The 15,279-nt window shown below is 36.9% G+C and carries 14 protein-coding genes; 11 read left to right on the plus strand and 3 right to left on the minus strand.

Annotation, left to right across the window (positions count from 1 at the left end):
* The first annotated feature begins 244 nt into the window (after positions 1–244).
* Positions 245–1,414 (plus strand): methionine gamma-lyase, encoded by a 1,170-nt coding sequence (gene megL, locus M1D60_RS04430; RefSeq protein WP_456277984.1) that lies wholly within the window; start codon positions 245–247, stop codon positions 1,412–1,414.
* 233 nt (positions 1,415–1,647) lie between these two features.
* On the opposite strand, the gene M1D60_RS04435 is transcribed toward megL, so the two are convergent.
* The gene (locus M1D60_RS04435) at positions 1,648–2,127 is read right to left on the minus strand and encodes a GAF domain-containing protein (RefSeq protein ID WP_456277985.1); all 480 of its coding nucleotides are present in this window, start codon (positions 2,125–2,127) and stop codon (positions 1,648–1,650) included.
* A 147-nt stretch (positions 2,128–2,274) separates the two neighbouring features.
* Here M1D60_RS04435 and refZ point away from each other — a divergent pair, with 147 nt between their 5' ends.
* Positions 2,275–2,916, plus strand: coding sequence for a forespore capture DNA-binding protein RefZ (gene refZ, locus M1D60_RS04440; protein WP_456277986.1), 642 nt, complete (start codon positions 2,275–2,277; stop codon positions 2,914–2,916).
* On the opposite strand, the gene hisJ is transcribed toward refZ, so the two are convergent.
* Complete coding sequence (gene hisJ, locus M1D60_RS04445) at positions 2,913–3,734, minus strand: histidinol-phosphatase HisJ (protein WP_456277987.1); 822 nt, start codon at positions 3,732–3,734, stop codon at positions 2,913–2,915. The genes refZ and hisJ overlap by 4 nt on opposite strands.
* A 205-nt stretch (positions 3,735–3,939) precedes the next feature.
* Between hisJ and ezrA the strand changes: the two genes are divergently transcribed.
* The 6 genes from ezrA (at position 3,940) to M1D60_RS04475 (ending at position 11,915) form a co-directional block, all read left to right on the plus strand.
* Positions 3,940–5,628, plus strand: coding sequence for a septation ring formation regulator EzrA (ezrA, locus tag M1D60_RS04450; protein WP_456277988.1), 1,689 nt, complete (start codon positions 3,940–3,942; stop codon positions 5,626–5,628).
* Between the two features lie 209 nt (positions 5,629–5,837).
* The gene (locus M1D60_RS04455; protein WP_456277989.1) at positions 5,838–6,980 is read left to right on the plus strand and encodes a cysteine desulfurase family protein; all 1,143 of its coding nucleotides are present in this window, start codon (positions 5,838–5,840) and stop codon (positions 6,978–6,980) included.
* A gap of 1 nt (position 6,981) precedes the next feature.
* A complete protein-coding gene (gene thiI / locus M1D60_RS04460; RefSeq protein ID WP_456279347.1) occupies positions 6,982–8,193 on the plus strand; it encodes a tRNA uracil 4-sulfurtransferase ThiI in 1,212 nt (403 codons plus the stop codon).
* Positions 8,194–8,284: 91 nt separating this feature from the next.
* On the plus strand, positions 8,285–8,497 hold the full coding sequence (locus M1D60_RS04465) for an alpha/beta-type small acid-soluble spore protein (protein WP_163179342.1): 213 nt from the start codon (positions 8,285–8,287) through the stop codon (positions 8,495–8,497).
* 158 nt (positions 8,498–8,655) lie between these two features.
* Positions 8,656–10,230, plus strand: coding sequence for an acyl-CoA synthetase MbcS (mbcS, locus tag M1D60_RS04470; protein WP_456277990.1), 1,575 nt, complete (start codon positions 8,656–8,658; stop codon positions 10,228–10,230).
* 83 nt (positions 10,231–10,313) lie between these two features.
* Positions 10,314–11,915, plus strand: coding sequence for an amidohydrolase (locus M1D60_RS04475; RefSeq protein WP_456277991.1), 1,602 nt, complete (start codon positions 10,314–10,316; stop codon positions 11,913–11,915).
* 42 nt (positions 11,916–11,957) lie between these two features.
* On the opposite strand, the gene M1D60_RS04480 is transcribed toward M1D60_RS04475, so the two are convergent.
* The gene (locus tag M1D60_RS04480; RefSeq protein ID WP_456277992.1) at positions 11,958–12,767 is read right to left on the minus strand and encodes an NAD kinase; all 810 of its coding nucleotides are present in this window, start codon (positions 12,765–12,767) and stop codon (positions 11,958–11,960) included.
* Between the two features lie 125 nt (positions 12,768–12,892).
* Between M1D60_RS04480 and sppA the strand changes: the two genes are divergently transcribed.
* From sppA to M1D60_RS04495, 3 genes are all read left to right on the plus strand, one after another.
* A complete protein-coding gene (gene sppA / locus M1D60_RS04485) occupies positions 12,893–13,900 on the plus strand; it encodes a signal peptide peptidase SppA (RefSeq protein ID WP_456277993.1) in 1,008 nt (335 codons plus the stop codon).
* Positions 13,901–13,911: 11 nt separating this feature from the next.
* Complete coding sequence (locus M1D60_RS04490; RefSeq protein WP_456277994.1) at positions 13,912–14,412, plus strand: RDD family protein; 501 nt, start codon at positions 13,912–13,914, stop codon at positions 14,410–14,412.
* Positions 14,413–14,577: 165 nt separating this feature from the next.
* Complete coding sequence (locus tag M1D60_RS04495; RefSeq protein WP_456277995.1) at positions 14,578–15,267, plus strand: DUF2953 domain-containing protein; 690 nt, start codon at positions 14,578–14,580, stop codon at positions 15,265–15,267.
* Positions 15,268–15,279: the final 12 nt, after the last annotated feature.

Consider the following 15,279-nt stretch of genomic DNA (forward strand, 5'->3'; position numbering starts at 1 on the left):
AAACTCAATGAAGTTAAATAACTCATTATAAAAAATAGTAAAGAATTTAGACACATTCTTCCTATATCCCAATTTGCTAAAATCATGTAAAATGAAGAGGTGGAAAATTAAGGTTATATTGATAAGCTTTACATAGTTTGTTCGTATCGACCATTTTGGACCTAATCAAATACTTTTTTAATTTAAAAAGAAAGCGTTTACATCCGAGTTCTACAGTCATATTTTATCAATAGGAGGCGGGAATATGGGGAAAAATCATAAGTTTGAAACGAACGCTGTTCATGGATCCTATCAGTCAAGTCAGTTTTTAGGTAGTTTGACACCACCTTTATTTCAAACATCTACATTTACTTTCGAGACAGCACAGCAAGGGGAAGAACGATTCTCTGGGAACGAAGAAGGCATGATTTATTCAAGACTAGGTAACCCTACCGTTCAGTTATTAGAAGACAAAATGGCAATGCTTGAGGGTGGCGAAAGAGGATTGGCTTTTGGTTCCGGTATGGCAGCTGTTTCCTCAGTGCTTTTACATTATGTTAGTCAGGGAAGCCATGTCCTATGCTCTAAAGGTATTTATGGTTGCACGTATGGTTTATTAAAATGGTTACAGGAAAAGCTTGGCATCACGTTTGATTTATTAGATATGTCAACGACTACAGAAATTGAAGCAAAAATATCTGAACGGACTGCTTGTATATTTTTAGAGACACCCATAAATCCAACGATGGAGATTATTGACCTTCAGACCGTTGTGAAGGCTGCTAAGAAATATAACATTCCTGTTATTGTCGATAACACGTTTTTGTCACCGTATCTCCAAAGACCTTTGGAGTGGGGGTGTGATTTAGTCATACACAGTGCTACGAAATACATCGGAGGGCATGGGGATGTAGTAGGTGGTATAGCAGTAGGTAAGGAGGATGTAATCAATGAAATTGCCATGCATATTCGAAAGGATATCGGTGGAATTATGTCACCTTTTGATGCCTGGCTACTATTAAGAGGACTCAAGACACTTCCTGTTAGAATGGAGCGTCATTGTGACAATGCAGAAAAGATAGTCAAGAGATTACGAGAACATTCTAAGGTAAATGACCTCATATATCCTCAAGTACAAGCTGGAGCCGAGAAAGGACAAATGACGAGGGCGGGAGGTGTTATATCCTTTACCATCCATGGTGGTAAAGATGAGGCACAAAGATTCCTGAACCAGTTTGATTTAATCAAAGTAGCGGTTAGTCTTGGTGATACAGAAACACTTATCCAACACCCTGCAACGATGACACATGCAATCGTCCCAGAGGAACAAAGAATTAAAATGGGCATTACGGAGCAATTACTGAGATTGTCAATTGGTTTAGAGGCCTGGGAAGATATATGGGAGGATTTAGAGCAGGCTTTAAATACACTTTAAAAGGTTAAATCAAAAGTAAAAGGAGTCGACCGACTCCTTTTTTACTTGTTTAAGAAATTATAAAATAAATCATTTGTGGAAAACTCGAGTCTGTGCATTTCAATCTAGCTCCAGCGCCCAGCCCCTTGAGGTTAAATAACCTGAAGAGAATAAAATGGAAAGAACGCCATTTTTTTCTCTTCAGAACATTTACTATGCCTGAGGCTTAACGGGGCGCTTGCGCCTTTTGTTCCTTATATATATTTAATAAGCACTTCAACAAATTTTTCTAAGGATTGTTGGTCAATCTCATCAAAACGGTCTTTAATAGGACTATCGATATCCAATACTCCGATTACTTCTCCGTTTTTAATTAAAGGAACCACAATTTCAGATTGGGAAGCGGCATCACATGCGATATGTCCAGGAAAAGCATGTACGTCTGCAATCCGTTGAGTTTCTTTTGTTTGGGCTGCGGTACCACAAACACCTTTTCCAAAGGGGATTCTTACACAAGCAGGAAGGCCTTGGAATGGACCTAACACGAGTTCAGTTCCCTCCGTTACATAAAACCCTACCCAGTTTACCTCAGATAAAAATTGATTTAATAGGGCAGAAGCATTCGCTAAATTAGCAACAGCATTACTTTCATCCTCTATTAAGGCTTCAAGCTGCTTAATGACAAGGTCATAGTTTTTTTCTTTTGTTGCATTGTATTGTTCGACTTTAAACAAGGTAATCCCCCTTTTTTTGATAATGATTGATAACTATCATAGCAAAATACATAGGATTTAGCACGAATTTGTCGATGAAAACATAAAGGAATCATAGAAGCCTGACACGAAACAGTAGATAAGACATGAATATGTGGAGTGATCAAATTGAGTCAATCTAAATCTTCATCAAAAGAAAAGGTTATACAAGCATCCATTTCTTTATTTAATACAAAAGGATTTAGTGGAACTTCTATTCGAGATATCGCTGAGAAAGCGAATGTGAATATTGCCATTGTCTCTTATTATTTTAAAAGCAAAAAGGGTCTATCAGAGTATCTACTTTCCATGTATTTGGATCAGTATATTCATGTGATTGAAGAGGTGCTCGTTGCTAATGAGTCACTGACCGCAAAAGAGAAGCTTCAGAGATTAACGAGGGCTCTGCTCTTATATCAGGCAGAAAATCAACATCTGGCAAGATTTGTATATAGAGAAATGACATTGGACAATGTTCTTATTCGTGAGGTAATGGCTACTTATTTAGCTAAAGAAAAATTCTATTTAAAAAAGCTATTTGAAGAAGGAGTTCGGTTGAAGGAGTTTCGGAAGCTATCGGTGCCTTCAGTGATTGTACAATATAAAGGAATGCTGACAATTCCCGTATTACAGCCGCAATATTTTACTGAAGTATTACATATCCCTTTTGACGATTATTACATCAAGCAATTTATAAAGGAAATGGAGAATTGGATTGAATTCTCCATTTGTCATACATCTTCACTTGAGTTAAAGGTGGCTCATTTCTAGCTTGAAGTTGGGGACTGAAAGATCACATTTGGATTCATTGATTCAAGACCTTGCTGTAAGTCCTTTACCTGATGGGCATCAGAACCGTAAATAAGTGGAATTGACAGTTCAATTGCCTTTTTAATAACCCAATCAGGAGGATAGGGCTCCTTGCAAAGGGGTTTATTTACCCCTGCCCCGTTATAATCAAGCTGTAAATGGTGTTCTTTCATTTTGTCCAGTACCTTAATAATTTCCCTTTCAAACTTTTGTTGAATTGGGAATTTTTTTTGGAATTTATGGACGAGAGTGATGTGACCAATTCTTTTAGGTTTATACGGTCCAAGGTCAGCTTGAATGGATTGTAGTAATGTGTCGTAATATGTTTTATAAACATTCTCAATCCCGTTAAAATCCTTAATCATTTTCTGAAAGTTATCTGGACTATAATCCATACAGTAATAAGTTGACTCGTTTTTTAAAAAATGAACTGATAAAATACTATCATCTAATAAGACACCATATTTCGATAAAAAGGTCAGGATCTCACCCTCGTACCCCTCAATAAAATCAACCTCAAGTCCCCTATTAATTTTAATTTGTTTGCTATATTTCTCTTTTAAATATGTAAGCGTCTCAAAATATAAAGCTAGATTATCCATGCTCATCGCGCTATCTCTCTGTGGAGTTGGATCAGAAAAGGTTATTGGCAAAGGAGCATGCTCTGTAAATGAAATTTCTTGTATTCCTAAGCTAATGGCTTTTTCAATATATTGTTCAAAAGAATCATTTGTTCCATGTGGACAAAATGGTGTATGAATGTGACCGTCAGCAATCAAAGAAGATTCCTCCAGATTCAAAATGTAAAAATTTTAAAAAATTTGGTCAAAAATTGTCGTTTACATGGTATCATAAAAACATTGAAATTACATTTAATAAACCATTTATAAAATTAAAGCTCTATCTTTTTTAAGAAAAAGGAAAAGGAAGCTTTTCCAATTAGATAAAGAGATGGTGAAAGTTTGCGTTGGAAAGGGGCTTTTTATGGAATTCATCATCGTTGCAATCCTTTTATTGGTCATCTTTTTCATCTATGGCATGCTTATAAGGAAGAGGATTTATAAGGATGTAGATCGTTTAGAATCTTGGAAGATTGATATTATGAACAGACCTGTCACAGATGAGATGTCAATGATGAAGGGTCTTAACATGGTCGGACAAACTGAACAGTTATTTGAAAAATGGCGTACAGAGTGGGATGAAATCATTACCACTAAGTTACCAAATGTGGAAGAAGCTTTATTTGATATTGAAGAATATGCGGATAAATATCGAATCAGAAAGGCGAAACTCCTCATTAAGGAAATTAACAATCAGCTACAAGGAATAGAAGATGCAATTAAATCAATCTTATCTGAATTACAGGAATTGGTTGGTAGTGAAGAGAAGAATCGGTCTGAAATAGAAGAACTTAAGCAGAGCTACCGAGATGTAAAAAGAACGATACTAGCTCACAGTAATTCATTTGGTAAAGCAGAAGCAAAGCTAGAGCAAATGCTTGACGACATTTCTTCACAGTTTCAAGTATTTGATGAATACATGGAGAACGGTGATATATTACTGGCAAAGGGATTAGTTCAATCGATTAAAGAGCAGCTGGGTCATATGGGTCAAACAATCGAGGAATTACCTTCACTATTAAAAGATTGCCAATATAATATTCCTAACCAAATAGATGAACTTCTACAAGGGGTTAAGGAAATGACTGAAGAAGGGTTTGTTTTAGGCCACCTTCAGATTGATAAAGAGATTTCTAAAATGAAAGAAATGCTTTCTGAGTACCTCATCTATCTTGAGAAGGCTGAAATTGATTCAGTTAAAGCCGGAGTTACCGAGCTGCAAGAGAAAATAGAGAGCTTCTATGATCAGTTAGAAAAGGAAGTCATTTCAAAGCATTTCGTTCATCAACAAGTTACACCACTTCATGTTGAGCTTAGTCAGTTAAATGATGAAACGAAAGAAACGAAAGTGGAGACTGAGCAAGTTCAACTGAGCTATCAGCTTCTTGATCAAGATATTGAATTGCAAAAGAACATTGAATCCCAAATCAATCAGCTACTTAAGAGATTTACTAGTGTAAAAGGGTCGGTTGAAGAAAAGGATATTGCTTACTCTGTCATTCAAAGTGAACTAGAAGAAATTAAGGTCCAAATTGATGCATTAAAGGTATCTCATCAAGAGTTTGTAGATATGCTTCAAACGTTACGAAAAGACGAGTTGTATGTGAAAGAAAAGCTGGGTGAGATGAGAAGAATGCTCTTAGATTCTAAGCGTTTAGTTCAAAAAAGCAATCTCCCAGGCTTACCTGAAAACTATTTATTTGAGATTAAGGAATGTAACAGTCAGGTTTTAATGGTGGCTGAAAAGCTACAAGAGAAGCCTCTTCATATTCAGGCCTTAAATTCATTACTGGAGCAAACGCTAGCAAAGGTAGAGCTACTATCAGCCAATACAGAAGAAATGGTTGAGCAGGCTTATCTAGTAGAGCAAGTCATTCAATATGGAAATCGCTATAGAGGAAAATCTATGCATATGGCTGCAAAGCTGACTGAGGCAGAATTAGCCTTCCGTAATTTTGAATATTCTCGTGCTTTAGAGGAAGCAGCAACTGCACTTGAAAAGGTTGAACCTGGTGCATTAAAAAAAGTTCAACGCTTACTAGAACAAAATTAACAGGCAGATTACTCCTTTTAAAGAGCTAGATTAATTTAGAAAAACACTATAATAAATAAAAGGTTACTCGAGGTTCCTCTGGGTAGCCTTTTATTATGGACATTAAAGATATTGAAGTATGGGGCACATGATGCTTCCGTTGTTTTTGAAAAGTCGTCAAATATGATAAGATTAGTAATTGCATTGGTCGTTAAAAAGGGGAGAAAAACGTGATTTATTTAGATAATAGTGCAACAACTAAGCCATATCCTGAAGTCATCGAGGCTTATGTAAAGGTTGCGACTGAATATTTTGGGAATCCATCGTCAGTTAATGCGCTAGGAAGTGAAGCTGAACGTTTATTATTTCAAGCAAGAGAAAATATAAGTAAGCTCCTCTCCGTGCAACCTAGCGAAATTGTTTTCACATCAGGGGGAACGGAAGGGAATAACGTGGCCATAAAAGGTGTGGCACTGAAATATAAGAATCGGGGAAAGCATATTATTACCACTTCCATTGAACATGCTTCCATCCAAGAAGGACTAAAGCAATTAGAGCAGCATGGCTTTGAGGTTACGTATTTACCTGTGAATGAAAATGGAGCAATTACCATAGAACAGGTTAAGGATGCAATTAGAAAAGATACGATACTAGTGACACTTATTCATGTGAACAATGAGGTAGGTTCGATTCAACCAATAAGTGATATTGGAGAATTATTAAAGGACTATCCAAAAATTCTTTTTCATGTAGATCATGTACAGGGAATTGGAAAAATACCCTTAAATATTTCAACAATTGGCATTGACTTACTCACTGTCTCAGGGCATAAATTTCATAGTGTAAAGGGTACAGGGTTTCTGTATGTTAGAAAAGGAATAAAATTAGAACCTTTATTTACAGGTGGTTCACAGGAAAATCAGTTGCGAGCAGGGACCGAAAATGTACCCGGAATCGTTGCGATAACAAAAGCTCTAAGAATGACATTAGATCGTCAGCAGGAAAAGGTTCAACATCTTGGTAAATTGAAGCAACATATCATCGATTTTTTAAGTGAATTAGATGAGGTTATTATTAATACTCCTATTGAGGGATCTGCTCCACATATTGTTAATTTCTCAGTTCCAGGTATTAAGCCAGAAGTAATGGTCCATGCATTAGAGGAATTTTCTATTTTTGTATCGACAAAATCTGCTTGTTCCTCGAAGCAAACAAGTGCAAGCCGGATCTTACTTGAGATGGGAAAGCCTAATAAAGTAGCTAAACATGCAATCCGGGTTAGCTTATCGTCCGAAAACACAATGGAAGATATCCATACATTTTGTAAGGCAATCGAGGAAATCTTGAAAAAAAATATAGTGATAAAGAGGTAGAATCATGCAATATGATCAAATATTAATACGTTTTGGTGAGATTACGACAAAGAGTAAAAACCGTTCAAAATTCATCGCTGCTCTTAAAGAAAATGTCCTTCATAAATTAAAGGATTATCCTCTCATCAGAATTGAAAAAACTAGAGATCGAATGTTTATTCAATTAAATGGTGAAAACCATCATGAAATTATGGACCTTCTTGAAGGTGTTTTTGGAATTCACTCCTACAGCCTTGCGTTAAGGACAGAGACAGATCTCGAAGAAATTAAGAAAGGTGCCTTATTTGCTTTCCAGGAAGCAAAGGACCAGGCTCGAACGTTTAAGGTGAGTGTAAAACGGTCTTTTAAACAGTTTCCCCTTGATACTCAAGAGTTAAATACTGTAATAGGTGGCTATTTATTAAGTCATACGGAGGATCTTACAGTTGATGTACGAAATCCTGATATCGAGGTAAGAATTGAAGTTAGAGAAAATGATACCCATATATCTTCCTATACTCGTAAGGGAGCGGGAGGGTTACCTGTTGGTTCAAACGGAAAAGCTTTATTACTTTTATCAGGTGGAATAGATAGTCCAGTTGCCGGTTACTTAACGATGAAAAGAGGAGTGGCAATTGAAGCTATTCATTTTCATAGTCCTCCTTATACAAATGAGCGGGCGAAACAAAAGGTATTGGATTTGGCAGGAAAGTTGACTTCTTATTGTAAAAAGATTAATGTACATCTTGTTCCATTTACGGATATTCAGACAACGATTCATAAACAGATCCCAAGCAATTACTCAATGACAGTAATGAGAAGAATGATGCTTCGGATTGCCGAACAAATTGCAGAGAAAAATGAAATCTTGGCTATTGCAACGGGAGAAAGCTTAGGTCAGGTAGCTAGTCAGACTCTGGCTAGTATGAATTCCATCAACGAGGTAACGAATGTTCCAATTATCCGTCCAGTCATTACGATGGATAAGCTTGAGATTATCGAGATTTCGAAGAAAATTGATACGTATGATATCTCGATTAGGCCATTTGAGGACTGCTGTACAATCTTTACTCCTTCCTCGCCTGCAACGAAGCCAAAACGTGAAAAGGCAAATCGATTTGAGAGTTTTTATGACTTCTCGCCACTTATTGAAGAAGCTATAAACAATACAGAAATAGTTGAAATCACTGATGCGAATCCTACATTAGAAAATGAATTTGAGGATTTATTCTAAACAGTTTTGAGAATACTAATAATTACCAATGAATCATTTGCATGAAACCTTGTGATTTATCACAATCTATAATCACAAGGAGGTGATACACATGGCAAACAACAACAGTAATAACTCAAACCAACTTCTAGTACCTGGAGTTCAACAAGCTCTTGATCAAATGAAGTATGAGATTGCTAACGAGTTTGGTGTAAACCTTGGAGCTGATACAACTTCTCGTGCTAACGGTTCTGTTGGAGGAGAGATCACTAAGCGTTTAGTTTCTATGGCTGAACAACAACTTGGTGGTGGCTTCCGTCAATAATCTAATTAAATAGAAATGGCTACAGGGCGGGAATGCTTCCCGCCCTTTTACTTATGTCTTTATATAATATAGATGTAGAAAATCCCTAATTAACTATTGTTTTATTCTAAATTGTCCCAATTTTTGATATAATTAGATATATAAAGGGAGGGATAGTTATGAATAGAGAACAGTTATTAGCTCCGGATTTGTATAATATAACCTCTGAAGTAGAGAAATTTGCTCATGACCCTCAAAAGGTGGCATTAAAGTGGGAAGATCAAGAAGGTAATGAGAAAGAAGTTACCTATCTCGAACTCATTCAACGAGCGAATCAAATTGGAAACGCTTTAAAATCAAAGGGAATGAAACAGGGTGATGCAATATTTGTCATTGTCCCAAGATTGATTGAAGCATACGAAATATACTTGGCTGGATTGAAAAATGGAATGATTGTTATTCCAGGTTCAGAAATGCTACGGAAAAAGGACATTGAATACAGGCTAGAGCATGCTGAGGTAAAAGCAGTCATATGCTATTCTGACTTCACTGAGCAATTCTCTGATATTGATACAAGCAATATGCTGTTATTTTCAGTTGGAGAATCAAGTAATAATTGGCAAGCATTAGACCAGATTGCTGATCAGCAAAGTAAAGTGCTTGAGGCAGCATTGACAAAAAATGACGATATTGCCTTTCTATCCTATACATCTGGTACAACAGGAAATCCAAAAGGAGTAGTACATACTCATGGTTGGGGATTTGCTCACCTTCAAACATCGGCTGCCAATTGGCTTGATATTCACGAGGGTGATGTCGTATGGGCAACAGCGGGGCCAGGGTGGCAAAAATGGGTGTGGAGTCCTTTTTTAGCTACATTAGGATCTGGAGGTACAGGTTTTGTTTATCATGGTAAATTTGATCCTGAACGATATCTACAATTGCTAGGGAAATATTCAGTTAATGTTTTATGCTGTACTCCTACTGAATATAGACTAATGGCAAAGGTGGATGGATTAGAGCGTTACTCACTTCCACAATTACATAGTGCAGTGTCAGCAGGTGAGCCTTTAAACAGAGAGGTAATTGATACTTTCAGAAGGTATTTTAATGTTGATGTAAGAGATGGATATGGACAGACTGAAAATACCTTATTAGTAGGAGTATTAAAAGGAATGGAAATTAAACCAGGCTCGATGGGAAAACCTACCCCAGGGAATACAGTGGCCATTATAAATGAGGATGGAATTCCAGTTAAACCGGGTGAGACAGGGGATATCGCCGTACACATAGAAACCCCGGCGCTTTTTAAAAACTATTATAAAGACCCTGAACGGACAGCTAGGCAATTTAGGGGAGACTATTACATAACAGGTGATCAGGCCAGACTTGATGTAGACGGGTATTTTTGGTTTGAAGGTAGATCTGATGACATTATTATTAGTTCAGGTTATACAATTGGACCATTTGAGGTTGAGGATGCTTTAGTAAAACATCCTTTTGTTAAAGAATGCGCTGTAGTTGCAAGCCCCGATGAAATAAGAGGAAGTATTGTGAAAGCATATATTGTTTTAAAAGAGAGCGTGGATCCAAGTCAGGAAGGACTAATTCAAACTCTTCAAGATCATGTGAAAACTTTAACTGCACCATATAAATATCCAAGAAAAATTGAGTTTATCGAAAATCTTCCGAAAACCTCATCTGGGAAAATTAGAAGAATCGAGTTACGCCAGCTTGAAAAGCAATTAAGCTAAAGCAGCCAATCGGCTGCTTTTTTAATGTGAAAGAGGTTTTTAATTATGGTAGAGTAAAATAAAAAAATAAGGGATGTGGAAATATGGGGGAATTATGGTTTGGTGGCAAAATTAGAACCTTGCAGTCCGAAACTAGTCTTGTTGAAGCAGTTTATGTAGAGGATCAAAGGATTGTGGCAACTGGAACAAAGGCAGAACTTTTGGACAAGTATAATCCTGAGCAATCCTTTGATTTAGAGGGGTCAGTTATGTATCCGGGTTTTGTTGATAGCCACCTTCATTTAATTGGACATGGAGAGAAGCTGATTCGTTTAGACTTGTCAAACATTACTTCATCACTAGAAATAGAGGAAGCTATTAAAAAGAAGGTTGCAGGTACAAAGGAGGGGGAATGGATTATAGGAGAAGGTTGGAATGAGAACCAACTCCCAGACAGAAAAATCTTTCATTCAAAAGAATTAGATGCTCTTTCTCCACATAACCCTTTTGTTCTACATAGAATATGTCGACATGCCCTAGTTGCAAATAGTATGGCATTACATCTTGCTGGTATTTCAAAGGATACAAAAAGTCCTCCTGGTGGAGTGATTGTTAAAGACGATAAAGGTGAGCCAACTGGCTATTTACATGATCAAGCTCAGGAGCTAATTAAGAATGTAATTCCAACAGTATCAAGAGAATATTTAGAGGCTGCGCTCCGAGCATCTATTCAAGATTGTCATCGACTCGGTCTTGTTGGTGGGCATAGTGAGGATTTAAATTATTATGGAGGATTTTTACGTACATTCGAAACGTTTGAAAAAGTAATCAATGAGGATGGGTTGCTATTTAAAGCTAATCTACTAGTTCACCATGAAGTAATCGAGGATATGATTGAACACGGATTGAAGTTCGGAGATAGCAATGGTTCAATCGAAATAGGGGCAATGAAAATATTTGCAGACGGCGCACTTGGGGGAAGAACCGCACTATTAAGTGAACCGTATCAGGATGCCCCTGATACAAATGGTGTTGCTATTTATTCGAAAGATGAGTTGAAAAAGCTGGTTCGTAAGGCCAGAGCCTATAATATGCCAGTAGCAGTCCATGCCATTGGCGATTTAGCATTTGAATATGTGTTGGATGCAATTGAGGAAGCCCCTCCTGTATCTGGACAAAGAGATCGATTAATTCATGCACAAATCCTTCGAAAGGATTTAATTGAACGTGTAAAAACCTTGCCTATTATTTTGGATATTCAACCAAGATTCTTAGCAAGTGACTTTCCATGGGTCATTGAAAGATTGGGAGTAGAGAGAATGACGAGTTGCTATGCTTGGAAAACATTGTTAGACGAGGGTATTCCATGTGCTGGTGGCTCAGATGCCCCGATTGAGCCAGTTGATCCTTTGCTTGGAATTCATGCTGCGGTCACAAGAACTAAACCTAATAGCAATATTTCTTACTATCCAGAACAACAGCTTACCCCTTATGAAGCTATTAAGCTTTTTACAACTGGTAGTGCCTATGCGATCAATCATGAGCATAATCGTGGAATCATAAAAGAGGGGTATGAAGCTGATTTTACGATTTTAGATCAGGATTTATTAATGATTTCACCCGAAGAAATGCTTGAAACTAAAGTAGTAATGACTGTAATTAATGGTCAGATTGTGTATAAAAGAAAAGAACCTATCCCAATGTAATGCTAAAGGCTGTAGGGCACTCCCTACAGCCTTTAATTTAAGTTACTCTTGAAGGAAGGTTCTTTTTACTTTTTCCCAATAAGAATTATCTTTTAATTTCACAGTCTTAATCCTTTTATCAGTTAAATTAATCACAATTTTTCGCACATGGCTGATTCCTAATGCTTCGTTATCCATTCCAATCACCGGGTAATCATTTCCGTCTTGAATTACTTCTAAAGTCAGTGTTCGATTACCACTTAGGATAAAAGGAGAGCCCAATGTCCGGTAACGGTTATTATTTAATGAGGCTAGTTCACTCACCTGCAAGCATGGTAGCATTGGGTCAACGACTGCGCCTCCAACTGATTTATTATAGCCAGTGCTACCTGTTGGAGTGGCCACAATCATTCCGTCTCCTCTAAATGTTTCGAAATGAAGGTCATCAATAAAGACATCCATTACAAACGTTTTAATAATGCCAGATCGAATGGACAATTCATTTAAACAGTAAAATGAACTTGTATCATCAACGGTTGCGGTAAGTACAGGATAGCGCCTAACCTCAATTAGTTCTGTGGTCATCGCCTCAACCATTTCCTGCTTCTCTTCAATGTGAAAATCACAGTATAAGCTTAACGAAGAGTGAGTCGTAATTCCTGCATATAAGCAGTCTTCTCTAAATCCTGTTTTACGAACCGCTTGTAGAAAAGTTCCATCACCACCACCAATACTAATGATGATATTTGCCTCTTTATCATTTGTTACGATGGTGAATCCATATTGCTTCGCCACTTCCTCAAGTTCCTGAACATGAGGAATGAGGTCTGGATCCTTTTTATAGAAAAAATATAGATTTTTACGTGATGTCATAGATTTTACCCCCATAATATGTAAGAATAGTCATAGTGAAGTAGTTAGACGTCTTATATTTATAGTGTATCAAAAACAGGATTCGTATGAAAACTAGTTATAGTTTGTGTTAGGAGGAAGTTTTAATGAATAGTAAACGTTGGATAGCCCTTGGTATAGCGGTAGGGTTATTTACCATTTCATCCATTGTGAATGTTGCGACGTCACTAGCATTTGGAAATTTATCGACATTTTCTGAGGATTTATTTCAGACAGATCAAGAATTTTTAGAAACGGTATTAGAAGAAGGACGTTCTGCTAATAAAATTGCTGTTTTGGATGTAAATGGAGCTATTATGGATTCAGGGGATGTTACTTCGATTTTTCAATCGACAGGCTATGACCATCGAGCTTTTTTACGAATGTTAGATCAAGCGGCTGAAGATACGTCTATAAAAGGAATTCTTATTAGAGTAAATTCACCTGGTGGTGGGGTAGTAGAGAGTGCTGAGGTTCACGACCGAATTATCGAAATTCAAGCGGAAACACAGAAACCTGTTTACATTTCAATGGGGAGTATGGCAGCTTCAGGCGGGTATTATATAGCAGCTCCTGCTAACAAAATTTATGCAAGTCCAGAAACATTAACAGGCTCACTGGGAGTGATCATGCAAAGCTATAACTTTAGCGGACTTGCCGAGAAATACGGGGTGAAACTTGAAACGGTAAAGAGTGGTACCTATAAAGACATTATGAGTCCTGTACGGGAAATGACTGACGCAGAACGTGAGATTTTACAGTCAATGATTGATAATTCTTACGCTGGATTTGTAAATGTAATTGCTGAGGGTCGCGATATTCCAGAAGATCGTGTTCGAGAAATTGCAGATGGCCGAATTTATGACGGACGACAGGCTCTTGAGTTAGGCTTAATCGATGAATTTGGTTATTGGGAGGATGCTATAGAAGGGCTTAAAGTAGATCATGACCTGGGAGATGTCAGTGTTATCCAGTATGAATCGGCTTATGGTTTATCTTCGGTCTTTTCAATGGGAGTACAAAAGTGGTTTTCAAATGATTTCGAAATGACAAGTCTAATGAAACTTCTAAGTCAACCTAACGCTCCTAGACCAATGTATTTATATCAGGAATAGGGGGAGTCTTTATGGATACGATGGATACGCAATTCCATTCAGGGGAGACCATACAAGAAGCAGAACGAGCATCAGTGATCAATAAAAAAATCTACTATGCAGGCTTTTGGATTAGATTTTGGGCCTATCTTCTTGACTTGCTTGTCATTACAAGTATTAATCAGCTGTTGATCTATCCGGTATTCCGCTATTTTGAATTTTCTATGATTGAAGAAACCATGTTTTCACCAATCGCCATTCTTACCGCGCTTACCATGTATGTATACTTTGTATTAATGACGAAATTTTTTAAACAAACACTTGGTAAAATGGTATTTGGGTTGAAGGTAGTGGATATTCATGCAAAGCCGCTTCGCTGGTCAACAGTAATTTTTAGAGAGGTAGTTGGAAAATTCATTTCAAAGACTATCTTCTTTATCGGATTCCTAGTGGTTGCCTTTACACCTAAACATCAAGGTGTACATGATTTGTTTGCTGATACAAGCGTGATTTTAGAACGATATAGTGAATAAAAGAGAAACCTATCTTCCTTAGATAGGTTTTTTTTTATGTTTGCTTCTGTAGTCACCTACTTAAGTAAAATCAAACAAGTCAACAGATTCTATAGAAGTATTACCAATAAAAGGTTTATTTCAACTTATTAAGGGTGATACTGTTTATCGAACGAGGTGATCTAAGTGATCTGGTTATTTATTGGTTTCACTGTCCTTATATTTTTTACTATTTTGTTTCTTTCAACGCTTCATATAAAAATCAATTATCAACATGCGCAGGACAATGATCAGCTTTCGATTATGCTCCGCTTATGGTTTATTCGCTATACGATAAAGGTTCCTTTAGTTAAGGTAGATAAAGAATCCAAAAGTATAGTATTTAAACAAGAATCACAAACAGGAACTCCTAATCAAGAGCATGATAAAAAACAAAAGAAAATAACACCTAATGAAATGCTAAATAGCTTTGAAAATGTGAAAGAAATTCTCCATCATGTCGTTGGTTTACATAGAGTTGTTAAAGCATTTTTAAGAACTATTTCTATTCACAAGCTAGAATGGCATACAAATTTTGGGTTTGGGGATGCTGCTTTAACAGGAATGTTAGTAGGAGCTGGTTGGACGATAAAAGGTAGTATTATAGGGATACTAAGTCAATATATGCTGTTGAAAACAAACCCTACTCTATCAATTACTCCATATTTTCAACAAACTTTTTCTCATACGAAACTAACATGTATGCTTTCATTTAGAATCGGGAATGCTATTTTAGCAGGATTAAGAATCGTGAAATTCTGGAAAGGTGGACTTCCTTCTTTAAAGGGTGGACCTCCATTTCTCAAAGCAAAAAATAATGAAAAGTCAATTTCGTAATTGGGAGGAATC

The sequence above is a fragment of the Bacillus sp. AK128 genome, assembly GCF_053903075.1.

Bases quoted from the DNA above. Each gene is read 5' to 3' on its own strand.
- megL (WP_456277984.1), top strand. From the start codon at position 245: ATGGGGAAAAATCATAAGTTTGAAACGAACGCTGTTCATGGATCCTAT.
- ezrA (WP_456277988.1), top strand. From the start codon at position 3,940: ATGGAATTCATCATCGTTGCAATCCTTTTATTGGTCATCTTTTTCATC.
- M1D60_RS04465 (WP_163179342.1), top strand. From the start codon at position 8,285: ATGGCAAACAACAACAGTAATAACTCAAACCAACTTCTAGTACCTGGA.
- mbcS (WP_456277990.1), top strand. From the start codon at position 8,656: ATGAATAGAGAACAGTTATTAGCTCCGGATTTGTATAATATAACCTCT.
- M1D60_RS04475 (WP_456277991.1), top strand. From the start codon at position 10,314: ATGGGGGAATTATGGTTTGGTGGCAAAATTAGAACCTTGCAGTCCGAA.
- M1D60_RS04480 (WP_456277992.1), bottom strand. From the start codon at position 12,767: ATGACATCACGTAAAAATCTATATTTTTTCTATAAAAAGGATCCAGAC.
- sppA (WP_456277993.1), top strand. From the start codon at position 12,893: ATGAATAGTAAACGTTGGATAGCCCTTGGTATAGCGGTAGGGTTATTT.
- M1D60_RS04490 (WP_456277994.1), top strand. From the start codon at position 13,912: ATGGATACGATGGATACGCAATTCCATTCAGGGGAGACCATACAAGAA.